Below are 14,909 nucleotides of genomic sequence, written 5' to 3'. Positions count from 1 at the left end.
CGGCTAGTAGTTGCCCACCTCGACATGCGGCGGCCCGTCGTGCCAGGTGCAGATGACAGACACCCGGTTCGCGCCCGAGGTGAACTCCACCCGGATCCACGTCTCCGTCTTCCACACCTGCATCGACCAGCCCGTGTCCGGGGTCGCCGAGACGAGGGTCGCGGACGCCGGGCCGAGGTCGAAGACCACCCGGCCGCCGTCGGTGTCGTAGCTCTTGACCCGACCGGAGGTGGTGGCGGAGGAGATACGGCCCGCCGTGGGCGCCGACTTGGAGGCACCGGGGGCCAGGGTCCGCCTGCCGGACGCCTCGCCGGGCCGGGCCGACGGGCTCTTCGAGGGCGCCGGCCGGTGGGTGGAGGAGGCCAGCGGCTTCGACCCCTGCGTGGTCGCCCCGGCCGCCGTGATCGGCAGGGCGCGCGGCGGGTCGTAGGCCGTGCCCGCCATCACCGTGTGGACGCCCCACCACGACAACGTGACCGCCGCGCCGGTGGCGAGCGACCACGCCAGTACGTGTACGAGTCCTCTGAGCATCGCGGCCATACTGCCTCACCCGCCCCACCGGTGTCGCCCGAACATGGTTCGGGTGAGGTTGTCCACAGGCGGCGGGAGGCGGGGCGAAGTTGTCCACAGGCCCGCACCGGGTCCGTCCGCATGGCGTACGGTGCGGCGCATGGCAAGTGTGCTCGTGGTCGAGGACGACCAGTTCGTACGCTCGGCGCTCATCCGGCATCTGACCGACGCCTCGCACACCGTGCGCAGCGTCGGTACGGCGCTGGAGGCGCTGCGCGAGGTCGCCCACTTCCGCTTCGACGTGGTCGTCCTTGACCTCGGACTGCCCGACCTGGACGGCTCCGAGGCCCTGAAGATGCTGCGCGGCATCACCGACGTCCCCGTCATCATCGCCACCGCGCGGGACGACGAGGGGGAGGTCGTCCGGCTGCTCAACGCCGGGGCGGACGACTACCTGACCAAGCCGTTCTCGGTCGAGCACCTGTCCGCGCGGATGGCCGCCGTGCTGCGACGGGCGCGCTCCGCCGCGGGCGAGGCCCCGCCGTCCACCGTGATCCGCGTCGGCGGCCTGACCGTCGACCCGCTGCGCCGCCAGGCCGAACTCGACGGGGCACGGCTGGACCTGACCCGCCGTGAGTTCGACCTGCTCGCCTTCCTGGCCGGCCGCCCCGGCGTCGTCGTACCGCGCAAGGAGCTGCTGGCCGAGGTGTGGCAGCAGTCGTACGGCGACGACCAGACCATCGACGTCCATCTGTCCTGGCTGCGGCGCAAGCTGGGTGAGACGGCCGCCCGGCCCCGCTATCTGCACACCCTGCGTGGCGTCGGCGTGAAGCTGGAGCCGCCCGGCGCAGTGGAGTCGCCACGATGAGATGGGCACTGGTCAAGGTCTGTCTGGCGGTCACCGCCATGGTCGTGGTCGCCTTCGCGGTCCCGCTCGGGCTCGTCATCAAGGAGATGGCCCGGGACCGCGCCTTCTCCAACGCCGAGCGCCAGGCCGCGGCGGTCGCGCCCGCGCTGTCCATCACCACCGAGCGCGACCAGCTCGAGCGGGTCGTCGCCTCGGCGGGCGCGGACGCCCAGATGGCCGTGCACATACCGGCGGCCGACGGCAGGGGCGCCGTCGACATCGGCCACCGCCGCGCCGCCGACGAGGACATCGCGACCGTACGGAAGATGGGCCGCGCCTCCACCACCGAGGTGCCCGGCGGGTCCACGCTGCTCCAGCCGGTCGCGCTGAGCTCCGGCGCCATCGCGGTCGTCGAGGTCTACGTCCCCGAGTCCGAGGTCACCAACGGCGTCGGCACGGCCTGGGCGGTGCTCGCCGGCGTCGGCGTGGCGCTCGTCGTCGGCTCGGTCGCCGTCGCCGACCGGCTCGGCGTGCGGATGGTGCAGCCGGCGCAGCGGCTCGTCGAGGGCGCGCACGAACTGGGGGAGGGCAAGCTGGGCGCACGGGTGCCCGAGGAGGGCCCGACCGAACTGCGCCTGGCGGCGGTCGCGTTCAACTCCATGGCCGACCAGGTCGTACAACTCCTCGCCAACGAGCGCGAGCTGGCGGCCGACCTGTCCCACCGGCTGCGCACGCCCCTGACCGTGCTGCGGCTGAACGCCGCCTCGCTCGGCGACGGTCCGGCCGCCGAGCAGACCCGGGCGGCGGTCGCCCAGCTGGAGCGCGAGGTGGACACCATCATCCGCACCGCCCGCGAGGCCAAGCCGCAGACGGCCGCCGCCGGTCCGGGCGCCGGATGCGACGCGGCCGAGGTGGTCCGGGAGCGGATGGGGTTCTGGTCCGCGCTCGCCGAGGACGAGGGCCGAAAGTGGCGGGTGGCCGGGGTCGATCGGCCGGTACGCATACCCGTGGCCCGCGCCGACCTCGCGGCGGCGCTGGACGCCCTGCTCGGCAACGTCTTCCGGCACACCGCCGAGGGCACCGCCTTCGCCGTCGACGTGCACAACGGCGACGACGCCGTGATCGTGCTCGTCTCCGACGCCGGCCCCGGCATAACCGACCCCGAGGCGGCCATGGCGCGCGGGCGGGGCTCCGGCGCCGACGGCTCCACGGGACTGGGCCTGGACATCGTGCGGCGCCTGGCGGAGGCGACCGGTGGGGACGTCCGGATCGGCTCCTCCGTGCTCGGCGGCACGGAGGTCAGGCTCTGGATCCAGCTGGACGGGCGGCAGCCGGTGCGCAGAAGCCACCGGGGGGCCGTACGGCGGCGCAGACGCCCGGCCCTGAGGTGACCGGTCCGGCTGCCGGCCTCGGGGGCCTCGGGCCTCGGGCACCTCTCCGGCCCGCCGTGCTCCCGGATTGGTCTCTACCTTTAACCCTCCCCGATCCCCTCCTTAAGCGCACCCTAAGATCCTCAACCCCCGTCCGGATCAAGCCGTTTGCCCGATTCCGTATCGCTAGCGTGCTGCCGCACCTCACCCCCGTGAACAGCGAAGGCAGGCACGATGAGCACGCACCGGCGCAGGATCAGTGGCAGGAACAAGGCGATAGGCGGCCTGGTGACCGCGGCCGTGGTCGGCGGTGGCGCGCTCGTGTTCACCGGCATCGCCCAGGCGGCCGGCGTCGGCGCCGCGTACACCAGGACCAGCGGCTGGTCGGGCGGTTACACCGCGCAGTACGTCGTCACGAACAACACCGGCCAGACGGAGAAGGACTGGACCCTGGAGTTCGACCTGCCGGCCGGCGCCAGGCTCGGCTCGCTGTGGAACGCCGAGTCCAGCGTCAGCGGGCAGCACGTCACGGTGAAGCCGGCCAAGTGGGACCCCGCGGGGCTCGCCCCCGGCAAGTCGGTCACCGTCGGCTTCGTGGTCAACGGCACCGGCGACCCGACCACCTGCCGTATCGACAACGCCTCGTGTTCGGCGGACGGCACCGCGACCCCGGAGCCGAGCGGCCGCCCCACCCGGTCCGCAACCCCGACGCCCACCTCCTCCCCCACCCCCACCAAGTCCTCGACCCCGAGCACCACCCCGACCCCCTCGCAGAGCACGGGCACCGGCACCGGGAACGGCACGACCGCGAGCGCCGGATTCGCGCCCTACGTCGACACCTCCCTCTTCCCCGCCTTCGACCTGCTGGCGAGTGCCAACGCCACCGGCGTGAAGAACTACAACCTCGCCTTCATCACCGACGGCGGCGGCTGCACCCCGAAGTGGGGCGGTGTCACCGACCTCGCGAGCGACGGCGTGGCGTCCCAGATCGGCGCGCTGCGCGCCAAGGGCGGCGATGTGCGGGTCTCCTTCGGCGGGGCCTCCGGCTCGGAGCTCGCCACCACCTGCTCCTCGGCGGACGCGCTGGCGGCGGCGTACGGCAAGGCCGTGGACCAGTTCAAGCTCACCAAGGTCGACTTCGACGTCGAGGGCGGCGCGCTGTCCAACACGGCCGCCAACACCCGCCGCGCCCAGGCCATCGCCAAGCTCCAGCAGCAGCACCCGGGCCTGGACGTCTCCTTCACCCTCCCCGTCATGCCCGAGGGCCTCACCCAGGACGGCGTGAACCTGCTCTCCGACGCCAAGTCAGGCGGGGTGAAGATCTCCGCCGTCAACATCATGGCGATGGACTACGGCCCCGCCTACAGCGGCGACATGGGCACCTACGCCGAGCAGGCCGCCACCGCCACCCAGGCCCAGATCAAGAGCGTCCTCGCGCTGTCCGACAGCGCCGCCTGGAAGACGGTGGCCGTCACCCCGATGATCGGCGTCAACGACGTCTCCTCGGAGGTCTTCAAGGTCGACGACGCCACCCAGCTGGTGAACTTCGCCAAGTCCAAGGGCCTTGGCTGGCTCTCCATGTGGTCGGCCGCCCGGGACAAGAGCTGCGCCGGCGGCCCCAAGCCCACCGCCGACGCGACCTGCAGCTCCATCGCCCAGGACAACTTCGCCTTCTCGAAGGCCTTCGGCGCCTTCAACTGATGTGTCTCAGACGGCCTCCACCGGGGGAAGCTCCCCGGTGCGGGCCGCCTTCGCGTACCAGTGGGCGCTGGACTTCGGGATCCGGGCGAGGGTGGTGTAGTCGACGTAGACCGCGCCGAACCGTTTGCCGTAGCCGTAGGCCCACTCGAAGTTGTCCATCAGGGACCACAGGTAGTACCCGCGGACGTCCGCCCCGTCCGTGATCGCCCGGCGGGTCGCCGCCAGGTGGCCGTGCAGGTAGGCGATGCGCTCCGGGTCGTGCACGCGGCCGTCGGCGTCCACCTTGTCGTCGTAGGCCGCGCCGTTCTCCGTGATGTACAGCGGCAGGCCCGGGGCCTCGCGCGTGTAGCGCATGATCAGCTCGTGCAGGCCGGTCGGGTCGATCGTCCAGCCCATCTCGGTGCGGTCACCGGGCGTCTGGTGGAACGCCACGTCGTCCGCGCCCGGCCACGGCGAGTGCGCGCTCGCTCCGTGGCCGTCGGCGCGCGGCCCCTCCTTGGCCGGGTCCGCCGCCGAGACCAGTGCCGGCGTGTAGTAGTTGAGGCCGAGCGCGTCCAGCGGCTGGCGGACGGTGCGCAGATCGCCGTCGAGGACGTACGACCAGTCGGTGATCGACGAGGTCGCCTCCAGCAGGGTGGCCGGGTACGCCCCCTGCAGCATCGGGCCGTGGAAGACGCCGTTGGCCAGGTCGTCGATCTTCCGGGCCGCCGCCAGGTCCGCCGGGTTCTGCGAGAGCGTGCGGACCACCGAGGAGTTGAGGCTGACGGCGACCGTGTTGCGGGCCGGCATCACCGAGCGCAGCGCCTGTGTGCCCAGTCCGTGGGCCAGGTTCAGGTGGTGGGCGGCGCGCAGGGAGGCCAGGGGTTCGGTGCGGCCCGGCGCGTGCACTCCGGAGCCGTAGCCCAGGAAGGCGCTGCACCAGGGCTCGTTGAGCGTGATCCAGTTCTCCACCCGGTCGCCGAGCGCCGCGCCCACGATCTGCGCGTACTCCGCGAAGCGCAGCGCGGTCTCCCGCTCCGGCCAGCCGCCCGCGTCCTCCAGCTCCTGCGGCAGGTCCCAGTGGTAGAGGGTGACCGCGGGCTTGATGCCGTGCTCCAGCAGCTCGTCGGCCAGCCGCCGGTAGAAGTCCAGTCCCACCTGGACGGCGGGCCCGCGGCCGGTCGGCTGCACGCGCGACCAGGAGACGGAGAAGCGGTAGGCGTTCAGGCCCAGCTCCGCCATCAGCGCCACGTCGTCGCGGTAGCGGTGGTAGTGGTCGACAGCGATGTCACCGGTGTCGCCACCGGCTGTCTTGCCCGGGGTATGGCTGAAGGTGTCCCAGATCGAGGGCGTACGGCCGTCCTCCCGCACCGCACCCTCGATCTGGTACGCGGAGGTTGCGGCGCCCCAGAGGAAGGCGGGAGGAAAGGTAGCCGGGGTCACCGGCTGAGCGGACTCAGACATGGAAGCGCTCCCATAGGAGGTCGGGAAGACCGACGGGCAGGAGAGGAGGGTGAGAGGAAGGAAAGGGAGGGCCGAGGCGGCGGTGACCCGGCCCTTGGAACAGGTGGCGGGCGTCAGCCCTTGACCGCGCCCTGCATGATGCCGCCCACGATCTGCTTGCCGAAGACCGCGAACACCAGCAGCAGCGGCAGCGTGCCGAGCAGCGCGCCCGCCATGATCAGGGACTGGTCGGGGGTGTAACCGCGGCCCAGGCCCGCGATGGCGACCTGCACGGTCGGGTTGCCGGTCTGGGTCAGCACCAGGAACGGCCACAGGAAGTCGTTCCAGGTCTGCACGAACATCAGCATCCCGAGCACGGCCATCGCCGGCCGCGCCGCCGGGAACACCACGTGCCACACCACGCGCCAGCTGCTCGCGCCGTCCACCCGGGCGGCCTCGATGATCTCGTCCGGCAGCGACTGCAGGAGGTACTGCCGCATGAAGAACACGCCGAACGCGCTGACCAGCGAGGGCAGGATCACCGCCTGCAACTGGTCGGTCCAGTCCAGCCTGGCCACCACCATGTACAGCGGGATGATGCTGAGCTGCGGCGGCACCATCATCGTGCCGATCACGATCAGCATCAGGGCGCCCCGGCCCTTGAACCGGAGCTTGGCGAAGGCGAACCCGGCGATCGTCGACAGGAGGACGATCGTCGCCGCCGAGATCCCCGCCACGATCGTGGTGTTCCAGAACGCCTTGCCGAGATTGGCGTCCGACCAGGCCACCTGCAGGTTGTGCATCAGGTTCGAGCCGAACCAGAACGGCGGCGGGGTCTGCGCCAGGCGGTTGTTGTCCCGGGAGGCGGCGATCGCGGTCCACACCAACGGGAAGAGCGAGCCGAGGGTGAACAGCGCCAGGATCACGTACGCGATCGGACCGGCGTACAGCTGGCCGCCCGCGCGGGCGGCCCTGGACCGCCTGCGGCGCGGCTCGGCGGCCGGTGTCCCGGGTTTCGTCAGGGTCGTCGTCACGGCCGTACTCCTTAACTACTGGCGCGCAGCCGGCGCGAGATGACGTAGTTGACGATCCCGATCACGATGAGGATCAGGAACATCGTCCAGGCGATCGCGGAGGCCCGGCCGAGGTGCTGGTTCACCCAGCCCTGCTCGTACAGATACAGACCCAGCGTCTGGAACTGGTGCTCCGCGCCGCCGGAGGCGCCCTTGTTGGCGTCGAACAGCAGCGGCTCGCCGAAGACCTGGCTGGCGCCGATCGTCGAGACCACGGTGGTGAACAGGATCGTCGGGCGCAGCTGCGGCAGCGTGACGTGGAAGAACTGCTGCCAGCGGTTGGCGCCGTCGAGGGCCGCCGACTCGTACAGATCCTGCGGGATGGCCTGCATCGCCGCGAGGTAGATCAGCGCGTTGTAGCCGGTCCAGCGCCAGATGATGATCGAGGACACGGCGATCTGCGAGAGCCACTTGTCGTTCTGCCAGTCGATGCCGCCGATGCCGGCGAGGTGCAGGCCCCAGTTGATCATGCCGTAGTCGCGGCCGAAGAGCAGCACGAAGACCAGCGACGCGGCGGCGATCGAGGTGGCGTAGGGCGCGAGCATCACGACCCGGTAGAAGGTCGACGCCCGCAGCCTGTAGTTGAGGATGTGCGCCAGGCCCATCGCCATCAGCAGCTGCGGAACCGTGGAGATGATGCCGATGGTCAGGGTGTTCTTCGCCGCGTTCCAGAAGAAGTCGTCGTCGAAGATCCGGGTGTAGTTGCGCAGGCCCGCCCACTGCATGTCGGTCGGCGCGGTCAGCTCCACCGTGTGCAGCGAGGCCCAGGCCGTGTAGATGAGCGGGAACAGGCCGAACGCCACGAACAGCAGGAAGAACGGCGAGACGAACGCGTACGGACTCCACCGCACGTCCCGCTGCCAGCGACGGGACAGCCGGGCCCGGTGCCGGTGCTCCGCCGCGTCGAGTGCGGCGCCCGCGCCCGGGCGGCCCGGGGCCGCGCCCCCCTCGACGGGGGGCGCGGCGGTGTCGTGCCGGGTGGCCATACCGGTCACTTCTCCAGGTTGTTGTCGATGGTCTTGGTGGCCGTGTTCCAGGCGTCGGCCGGCGACTTGCCCTTCGTCACGAGGATGACGCCGTTGTCCGTCAGACCCTGCTGGATGATCCCGTCCTTCGGGCCGATCACCTGCGGCGGGATGGACTTGGCGGCCTCCGCGAAGATCTTGCCGATCGGCGCGTCACCGGTCATCTCGTTCTTCGCGTCGGTGACGGCGGGGAGGCTGTAGGCACCGGTCGCGCTCGGGAAGCTGCCCTGAACGCCGAACAGCTTCGCCTGCTGGGCGGGGGCGGTCAACCAGGCGACGAACGCCTCCGCCTCCTTCACGTGCTTGCCGTTCTTGGGCACGGCCAGGAAGGTGCCGCCCCAGTTGCCGGACTTCGGCGCGGCGGCCACGTCCCACTTGCCGGCGTCCGCGGGCCTGGACTTGCCCTTGAGGTAGCCGAGCATCCACGGCGGGCAGGCGACCGTGGCGAACTTGCCGTTGGCGATCGTCTGGTCCCAGGCCGGCTGGAACTGGGTCTGGGACTGGACCAGCCCGTCCCTGGCGGCGTTGGCGGTCAGGTCGAAGGCGCCTCTGACGGCCGGGTTGGTCTTGTAGACGACGTTGCCGGAGGAGTCGTAGAACTTCTCCTTCTCACTGCTGAGGACGGCGTTGAGCAGACCGCCGGGGGAGTCCATGAAGTAGGTGCCGGCGGGCGCCTTCCTCTTGTACGTCCGGCCGGCCGTGACGAGCTTGTTCCAGTCGCCCGCCCACAGCTTGCCGACCGCCTCGCGGTCGGTGGGCAGACCGGCCTTCTGGAAGAGGTCCTTGCGGTAGCAGATCGCCAGCGGGCCGATGTCGGTGCCGAGGCCTATGGTCCGGCCGTCCTTGGTGGTGGCCTGCTGCCACTTCCAGTCCAGCCAGGCGCTCTTGTCCACGCCCGGAGCCTTGGCGAGGTCCTCGAGCTTGGCCGCCTGGGTCTGCACGACCTCGGCGATGTTGCCGACCTCGACGGCCTGGACGTCCATCAGGCCGCTGTTGGTGGTGAGGTGGTTGACGAGCGCCGGGTAGTAGTTCTCGTTCCGCTCGGTGACGTTCTCCTGGATCTTGATGTCGGGGTGGAGCTTCTCGTAGTCGGCGTAGAGGCCGGCCTCCTTGAATCCCTGGGTGCCGAAAAGGCCCAGCGTGATCGTGGTCTTGCCGCTGCCGCCACCGTCCGACGAGCCGGACTTGTCTCCGCTGTCGTTGGCGCAGCCGGCCAGCAGCCCGGCGCCCAGCGACGCGGCTGCCGCCAGGACCACCGCCCTGCGGGCGATGGGGGTCCCCCCGCTCGGGCGAAGCCGAGAGTGGGGGAGGGAACGTGCTCGCATTGCGTCCTCCTGTTGCCCTGACGTGCCGACCCCCCGGCCAACTGCATGGTTGGGCCCGTTTTGTTGTAGCTGCGGCTCGGGCGGGGAACGTGCGGGTTGTGTATGTGTCAGGTACCGTGGGAGCGCTCCCATCGGTGATGAGTTGAAGAGTCGCGGGTCCGGGCCGGGGGTGTCAAGGGTGTGAGCGAGGAGAGACGCCTTCGGTTATCGGGCTGTTAACCAACCTCCGGGAGCGGGACGTTCCCGGCCCCGGGCGGACCGGACGGGGTCTCCCGGAGGGGCGAACCGGGCCTCCCGGGCGGGCCCGACCCGGCCCCCGGGCGGCCTGGACCCGGCCGCACCGGCGGGCCGGCGCGGCCGTCGGGGACGGCCCTTGACCGGGCGGGACTGTTAGATTCCAGGCCAGCGAGTCGACAACGGCGGGGAGGCGGAGCCCATGGCAGGCCACGGAGCGCGGGGCCGGAGCGGCGGTCGGCCGACGCTCGAAGAGGTCGCCGCACGGGCCGGCGTCGGCCGCGGCACCGTCTCCCGGGTGATCAACGGCTCGCCCCGGGTCAGCGACGCCACCCGCGCCGCGGTCGAGGCGGCGGTCGCCGAACTGGGCTACGTCCCCAACACGGCCGCCCGCGCCCTGGCCGCCAACCGCACCGACGCGATCGCCCTCGTCGTCCCCGAGCCGGAGACCCGCTTCTTCGCGGAGCCGTACTTCTCGGACATGCTGCGGGGCGTCGGCGCGGAGCTGTCGGACACCGAGATGCAGCTGCTGCTGATCTTCGCCGGCAGCGACCGCGAGCGGCAGCGCCTGGCCCAGTACCTGGCGGCGCACCGGGTGGACGGTGTCCTGCTGGTCTCGGTGCACGCCGACGACCCGCTCCCGGACATGCTGTCCCAGCTGGAGATCCCGGCGGTGATCAGCGGCCCGCGCTCGGCGCGCGAGACGCTGACCTCGGTGGACTCCGACAACTACGGCGGCGCCCGCTCGGCGGTGGAGCACCTGCTGTCCCGCGGCCGCCGCCGCATCGCCCACATCACCGGCCGGATGGACGTCTACGGCGCCCAGCGCCGCGTCGACGGCTACCGCGACGCCCTGCGGGACGCGGGCCCCGGCGTGGACGAACTCCTCGTGGAGAAGGGCGACTTCACCGAGGAGGGCGGCCGCCGGGCGATGGCTCGGCTGCTGGAGCGCTGCCCCGAACTGGACGCGGTCTTCGCGGCCTCCGACGTGACGGCGGCGGGCGCCCGCCAGGTGCTGCGCGAGTCGGGCCGCCGCATACCCGACGACGTGGCCCTGGTCGGCTACGACGACTCGGCCATCGCCCGCCACATGGACCCGCCGCTGACCAGCGTCCGCCAGCCCATCGTGGAGATGGGCCGCGCCATGATCGACCTCCTCCTGACGGAGATCGCGGACCGCCGCCCGGCGGTCTCCCGCGGCCTGGAACGACGGCACGCGGTGCTGCCCACGGAGCTGGTGGTGCGGACGTCGTCGTGAGCGCGGCCGCTGCCGGCCCGGCGTGCGGCGAGGGAGTGGAATCAACGTGGCGGCAGGACGGGCCGCACCCGGCCTCGCCGTGCCTCTCGCCGCCCTGCTCATCGCCCGTGGGCGACTCGGCGGGCACGCGGGGCTCCGGAAAACGAGACAGCCGGCGACTCCGACCTGCGTCGGCGTCACCGGCTGACCACTGAGGGTGAGTGACGGGACTCGAACCCGCGACATCCTGGACCACAACCAGGTGCTCTACCAGCTGAGCTACACCCACCATGACCGGCGGCGGTTGACTTCGTGGTTTCCCCGACCGGCCGAGAAAAAGTGTACAGGGTCCGAAGGGGTGCTCGCGCACGGCTTTCGCGGCGCCCCTTCGTGGACCCTCCTTATGCCTGCTGAGCAGGCAGGACGTGCTTCGCCGCGATCGTCTTGGCGGTGTCGGAGTCAGGGCCGGGCTGCGGGACGAAGACGGCCTCGCGGTAGTAGCGCAGCTCCGCGATGGACTCGCGGATGTCGGCGAGGGCGCGGTGATTGCCGTTCTTCTCGGGGCTGTTGAAGTACGCCCGCGGGTACCAGCGCCGGGCCAGCTCCTTGATGGAGGACACGTCGACGATCCGGTAGTGGAGGTAGCCCTCCAGCGCCGGCATGTCGCGCAGCAGGAAGCCGCGGTCGGTGCCGACGGAGTTACCGCACAGCGGGGCCTTGCCGGGCTCCTTCACGTACTCCCGTACGTAGGCCAGGACCTGTTCCTCGGCGTCCTTCAGCGTCGTGCCGCCGGCCAGTTCGGCGAGGAGGCCGGACGCGGTGTGCATCTGACGCACCACCTCCGGCATCGTCTCCAGCGCCGAGTCCGGCGGCCGGATGACGATGTCGACTCCGTCGCCGAGCACGTTCAGCTCGGAGTCGGTGACGAGGGCGGCCACCTCGATGAGCGCGTCGTCGGACAGCGAGAGGCCGGTCATCTCGCAGTCGATCCACACCATGCGATCGTTCATGTGTCTAACCTTACGGCGACCCGCCGCGGGCTGAGCCGACCGTGCAGTGACCTTGTCGGCGAGCGGCGAGCGGCGAGCCGAGCGGCCCCGGCGACGAGCGGCTCGTCGCCGGGGTGCAGGGGCGTGGCCCCGCCGTGGTCCCACCGAGTCGGCCCGGGTGGGCGGGCAAGGCGCCCGCCCACCCGCCTTCAGCCTCCGCTGCGTGGCCCCGGCACGCTGGCCGACAGGGCCGCCGGGGCGCGGCGGGCCTGGTGGGGCACCGAGCCCTCGGGGTGCAGGGACGGCGCCGGAGACGCGGGCCCCGGCAGGCCGAGCGGCCCGGCCGGCGCCGGCGTGGCGCCGGTCCCCGCCGGTCCGTCTCCCTCCGACGGCCGCTCGCTCTGCGGCCTGCGCGCCCGGTACGCCGCCCGGTACGCGGCCGGGGACGAGCCCAGCTGCCGCCGGAAGTGCCCGCGCAGCGCCACGGGGGAGCGGAAGCCGCAGCGTCCCGCCACCTCGTCCACCGAGTAGTCCGACGTCTCCAGCAGCCGCTGCGCCTGCAGCACCCGCTGGGTGATCAGCCACTGCAGCGGCGCGCTGCCGGTGAGCGAGCGGAAGCGGCGGTCGAACGTACGCCGGCTCATGTACGCCCGCGCGGCCAGCGTCTCCACGTCGAACTGCTCGTGGAGGTGTTCCAGCGCCCAGGCGACGACCTCCGCGAGCGGGTCGGCGCCGATCTCCTCCGGTAAAGACCTGTCCAGGTAGCGTTCCTGGCCTCCGCTCCGGCGGGGCGGGACCACCAGCCGCCGGGCCAGCGCGCCCGCCGCCTCGTTGCCGTGGTCCGTGCGCACGATGTGCAGGCACAGGTCGATCCCGGCCGCCGTGCCCGCCGACGTCAGCACGTCGCCGTCGTCGACGAACAGCTCTCTCGGATCGACGTGCACCGACGGGTAGCGCTTGGCCAGCGTCGGCGCGTACATCCAGTGGGTCGTCGCCGGACGGCCGTCCAGCAGGCCGGCCGCGGCCAGTACGAAGGCCCCGGTGCACAGGCCCACGATTCTGGCGCCCTCTTCGTGCGCCCGGCGCAGCGCGTCGAGCGCGTCCTCCGGCGGTGGGGAGGTGATCGAGCGCCATGCGGGCACGACGACCGTGCCCGCGCGCGAGATCGCCTCCAGGCCGTGTGGCGCGGTGAGTTCCAGGCCCCCTGTGGTCCGCAGCGGGCCGTCCTCGCCGGCCGCCACGAGCAGGCGGTAGCGCGGCACTCCGGCGTCCTGGCGGTCAATCCCGAACACCGAAAGTGGTATGGAACTCTCGAAAATGGGGCCGCCGCTGAACAGCAGCACCGCGACGATCTCCTTGCGGCGTCGCCCGGAAAGCTTCCGGGCCGCGGTTTCCGGCGCGGCAGTGGAGTCGTGGCTCATACTGCTAAGCCCCCCTCGGTGGTCGCGGCTCCTCGGTTGTGTCGCTCCTGCACGTTTCCCCTCGGTCCTGCACGAGTCCCCCGCCGTAAGACGTCAAGATCGAATCTACTGTGTCCCGCCGTGCCACGGTGACCAGTTCGCCACCCGGCACATTGTCGACATGGCAACTTGGCGTGAAGCATTCGATCACGAAGCGTTGCACTCGGGGAGCGTGCAGGGAAGTGCGCCTCGTGGCAGTGGCCAATCCCCGTAGGGTGCGCAGGCGCCCTGAGACCCTTTCGGTGCAGGTCGAACGGGGGTTGGGGGGTACTTCGGGCGGGGGATGCGCGACTTCGAGAAGTTGGCTGAAAAGATACGGGCGCGTGCGCGGAAACCGGTCAGCCGACCGGTGTCGTTCCCCCCGGGTGGCGGCCGCCCCGGTGGGCACCCGTGCCCGTCCGGTGGTGGCGGCCGCGGTGCGGGGCGCGCTCCTCGGCGCGCAGCCGGGCCGCCCCGCGCTCGGACTGGCGCAGCAGGACGCGGCAGACCGCGGTGACGGCCGCCAGGCCCAGGGCGGTGCCGGTGGCGCCGGCCAGCGAGGTGCCGTACCAGAGCAGGACCACGGGGACCAGGACGCAGCTGAAGGCCGCCCAGCGGACCACGTCGCTCGCGCAGTCCGTTCCCGCGCCGGCCCCCGGAGCACCCCCGGCCCCGGCCCCCGGAGCGCTTCCGCCTCCGCCCTCGGGAGCGCTTCCGCCTCCGGCCGCCGCGTCGGGCGCGGGGGGCGACGACTTGCGTCGCCCGGAGGCGGTACGGCGTCCGGACACGGCGTGCTCCCTACGGCGGCCGGCGGTGGTTCACCGTGTTCAACGCCTGTTCGATCCACCGGTCACTGTGCGACACCGGTATGGCCGCCCGTGGCCCTCCCGTGGCGCCCCGAGGGAAGGGCGATCGGCCGGTCGCGGTAAGTGAATCCCGTGCAAACCGCCTGTACGGGGCAGCAACCATTGCGTTACGGGCGTCGCTCGTGCATGCTCCGGTGAACCGCCACGGAGAGTGCGCGGGATCTGGGCGAAGGAGGCGTGCCGCCGTACCCTTGGGGGTATGGGGACGGGAAGATGATTCCCGGACACAGCTCCTAAGCTCCGCCGCACACTGTCGTCCCCGACAAAGGATCACAACGCCGAGACAGCCATGGCCGGTCACGAATTCTTCGAACCCGCGGACCGCAAGCGGCCGGTCGCCGACCCCACGGCGGCCGATGCCCTGGCGGCGCAAGAGCCACGCCATTCCTGCGATCCGGCGTTCAAGCACGGCGTCGTCGTCGGCTTCGACGGATCGACCTCCAGTGAGCGCGCCCTCGCCTACGCGATCGGCATGGCGCACCGCTCCAGCTCGGGGCTGATCATCGTGCACGTCGCCAACCGGCTGCCCACCACGGTGTGGGCGGGCTGTGAGCCCCCGGTCTTCGTGGACGTGCCCGACCACCGCACGGAGGTCCTCGGGCTGGAGCTCGCCTGCGCCGAGTACCTCGCCGAGGTGCCCTGGATCCTGGTCGAGCGCGGTGGCGACATCTGCCACGAACTCGAAGAGGTCGGCAAGGAGTACGAGGCGGACGCCATCGTCGTCGGCTCCACGCACGGCATCGTAGGCCGCATCTTCGGCTCGGTCGCCGGCCGGCTCGCCAAGCGGGCGCAGCGGCCGGTCGTGGTCATTCCCTAGCCGTCGTCCACCCCGGCGGGCCCCCTTCCGCGACCGCGGGTTTCCCAGCGCGAA

Annotated in this window: 13 protein-coding genes and 1 tRNA gene; 5 read left to right on the top strand and 9 right to left on the bottom strand. The window is 71.7% G+C overall.

From position 1 onward, the window contains the following. Positions 1-3: 3 nt before the first annotated feature. Positions 4-531 carry a hypothetical protein gene (locus ACH4UM_RS16970; RefSeq protein ID WP_398179131.1) on the bottom strand — a complete coding sequence of 176 codons (528 nt, stop codon included), beginning with the start codon at positions 529-531 and terminating at the stop codon, positions 4-6. Between the two features lie 139 nt (positions 532-670). On the opposite strand from ACH4UM_RS16970, the gene ACH4UM_RS16965 reads away from it, so the two are divergent. The 3 genes from ACH4UM_RS16965 to ACH4UM_RS16955 all read left to right on the top strand — a co-directional run bounded on the left by ACH4UM_RS16965 (position 671) and on the right by ACH4UM_RS16955 (position 4,428). Continuing rightward, positions 671-1,378, top strand: a complete 708-nt coding sequence (locus tag ACH4UM_RS16965) for a response regulator transcription factor (RefSeq protein ID WP_398179128.1) — start codon at positions 671-673, stop codon at positions 1,376-1,378. Next, a complete protein-coding gene (locus ACH4UM_RS16960) occupies positions 1,375-2,748 on the top strand; it encodes a sensor histidine kinase (RefSeq protein ID WP_398179125.1) in 1,374 nt (457 codons plus the stop codon). The genes ACH4UM_RS16965 and ACH4UM_RS16960 overlap by 4 nt, the downstream gene beginning before the upstream one ends. Positions 2,749-2,961: 213 nt before the next feature. Continuing rightward, the gene (locus ACH4UM_RS16955) at positions 2,962-4,428 is read left to right on the top strand and encodes a cellulose binding domain-containing protein (RefSeq protein ID WP_398179122.1); all 1,467 of its coding nucleotides are present in this window, start codon (positions 2,962-2,964) and stop codon (positions 4,426-4,428) included. A 6-nt stretch (positions 4,429-4,434) separates the two neighbouring features. Here the strand turns inward: ACH4UM_RS16955 and ACH4UM_RS16950 are convergent, their stop codons facing one another. The 4 genes from ACH4UM_RS16950 to ACH4UM_RS16935 all read right to left on the bottom strand — a co-directional run bounded on the left by ACH4UM_RS16950 (position 4,435) and on the right by ACH4UM_RS16935 (position 9,273). Further along, positions 4,435-5,871 (bottom strand): GH1 family beta-glucosidase, encoded by a 1,437-nt coding sequence (locus tag ACH4UM_RS16950; protein ID WP_398179119.1) that lies wholly within the window; start codon positions 5,869-5,871, stop codon positions 4,435-4,437. A gap of 113 nt (positions 5,872-5,984) precedes the next feature. Further along, entirely contained in the window at positions 5,985-6,884 is a 900-nt protein-coding gene (locus tag ACH4UM_RS16945) for a carbohydrate ABC transporter permease (protein ID WP_398179116.1), read from the bottom strand. Between the two features lie 11 nt (positions 6,885-6,895). Further along, positions 6,896-7,909, bottom strand: a complete 1,014-nt coding sequence (locus ACH4UM_RS16940) for a carbohydrate ABC transporter permease (protein ID WP_398179113.1) — start codon at positions 7,907-7,909, stop codon at positions 6,896-6,898. Positions 7,910-7,914: 5 nt separating this feature from the next. Further along, positions 7,915-9,273, bottom strand: coding sequence for an ABC transporter substrate-binding protein (locus ACH4UM_RS16935; RefSeq protein WP_398179110.1), 1,359 nt, complete (start codon positions 9,271-9,273; stop codon positions 7,915-7,917). Between the two features lie 436 nt (positions 9,274-9,709). Here ACH4UM_RS16935 and ACH4UM_RS16930 point away from each other — a divergent pair, with 436 nt between their 5' ends. Continuing rightward, positions 9,710-10,765: a LacI family DNA-binding transcriptional regulator gene (locus tag ACH4UM_RS16930; RefSeq protein WP_398179107.1), complete on the top strand. Its 1,056-nt coding sequence runs from the start codon at positions 9,710-9,712 to the stop codon at positions 10,763-10,765. A gap of 195 nt (positions 10,766-10,960) precedes the next feature. Here the strand turns inward: ACH4UM_RS16930 and ACH4UM_RS16925 are convergent. The 4 genes from ACH4UM_RS16925 to ACH4UM_RS16910 all read right to left on the bottom strand — a co-directional run bounded on the left by ACH4UM_RS16925 (position 10,961) and on the right by ACH4UM_RS16910 (position 13,795). Next, positions 10,961-11,033, bottom strand: a tRNA-His gene (locus ACH4UM_RS16925). 112 nt (positions 11,034-11,145) lie between these two features. Then, positions 11,146-11,754 carry an oligoribonuclease gene (gene orn / locus ACH4UM_RS16920; RefSeq protein WP_398179104.1) on the bottom strand — a complete coding sequence of 203 codons (609 nt, stop codon included), beginning with the start codon at positions 11,752-11,754 and terminating at the stop codon, positions 11,146-11,148. 188 nt (positions 11,755-11,942) lie between these two features. After that, positions 11,943-13,154 (bottom strand): helix-turn-helix domain-containing protein, encoded by a 1,212-nt coding sequence (locus ACH4UM_RS16915; protein ID WP_398179101.1) that lies wholly within the window; start codon positions 13,152-13,154, stop codon positions 11,943-11,945. A gap of 377 nt (positions 13,155-13,531) precedes the next feature. Further along, positions 13,532-13,795 carry a hypothetical protein gene (locus ACH4UM_RS16910; RefSeq protein WP_398179584.1) on the bottom strand — a complete coding sequence of 88 codons (264 nt, stop codon included), beginning with the start codon at positions 13,793-13,795 and terminating at the stop codon, positions 13,532-13,534. 532 nt (positions 13,796-14,327) lie between these two features. On the opposite strand from ACH4UM_RS16910, the gene ACH4UM_RS16905 reads away from it, so the two are divergent. Then, a complete protein-coding gene (locus tag ACH4UM_RS16905) occupies positions 14,328-14,855 on the top strand; it encodes a universal stress protein (protein WP_398179098.1) in 528 nt (175 codons plus the stop codon). Positions 14,856-14,909: the final 54 nt, after the last annotated feature.

The sequence above is a fragment of the Streptomyces sp. NPDC020801 genome, assembly GCF_044334385.1.
Lineage (GTDB): Bacteria > Actinomycetota > Actinomycetes > Streptomycetales > Streptomycetaceae > Streptomyces.
This window is presented reverse-complemented; position numbering and strand designations above follow the sequence as displayed.

Bases quoted from the DNA above. Each gene is read 5' to 3' on its own strand.
- ACH4UM_RS16930 (WP_398179107.1), top strand. From the start codon at position 9,710: ATGGCAGGCCACGGAGCGCGGGGCCGGAGCGGCGGTCGGCCGACGCTC.
- ACH4UM_RS16940 (WP_398179113.1), bottom strand. From the start codon at position 7,909: ATGGCCACCCGGCACGACACCGCCGCGCCCCCCGTCGAGGGGGGCGCG.
- ACH4UM_RS16965 (WP_398179128.1), top strand. From the start codon at position 671: ATGGCAAGTGTGCTCGTGGTCGAGGACGACCAGTTCGTACGCTCGGCG.
- ACH4UM_RS16970 (WP_398179131.1), bottom strand. From the start codon at position 531: ATGCTCAGAGGACTCGTACACGTACTGGCGTGGTCGCTCGCCACCGGC.
- ACH4UM_RS16915 (WP_398179101.1), bottom strand. From the start codon at position 13,154: ATGAGCCACGACTCCACTGCCGCGCCGGAAACCGCGGCCCGGAAGCTT.
- ACH4UM_RS16955 (WP_398179122.1), top strand. From the start codon at position 2,962: ATGAGCACGCACCGGCGCAGGATCAGTGGCAGGAACAAGGCGATAGGC.
- ACH4UM_RS16905 (WP_398179098.1), top strand. From the start codon at position 14,328: ATGGCCGGTCACGAATTCTTCGAACCCGCGGACCGCAAGCGGCCGGTC.
- ACH4UM_RS16935 (WP_398179110.1), bottom strand. From the start codon at position 9,273: ATGCGAGCACGTTCCCTCCCCCACTCTCGGCTTCGCCCGAGCGGGGGG.
- ACH4UM_RS16960 (WP_398179125.1), top strand. From the start codon at position 1,375: ATGAGATGGGCACTGGTCAAGGTCTGTCTGGCGGTCACCGCCATGGTC.
- orn (WP_398179104.1), bottom strand. From the start codon at position 11,754: ATGAACGATCGCATGGTGTGGATCGACTGCGAGATGACCGGCCTCTCG.
- ACH4UM_RS16950 (WP_398179119.1), bottom strand. From the start codon at position 5,871: ATGTCTGAGTCCGCTCAGCCGGTGACCCCGGCTACCTTTCCTCCCGCC.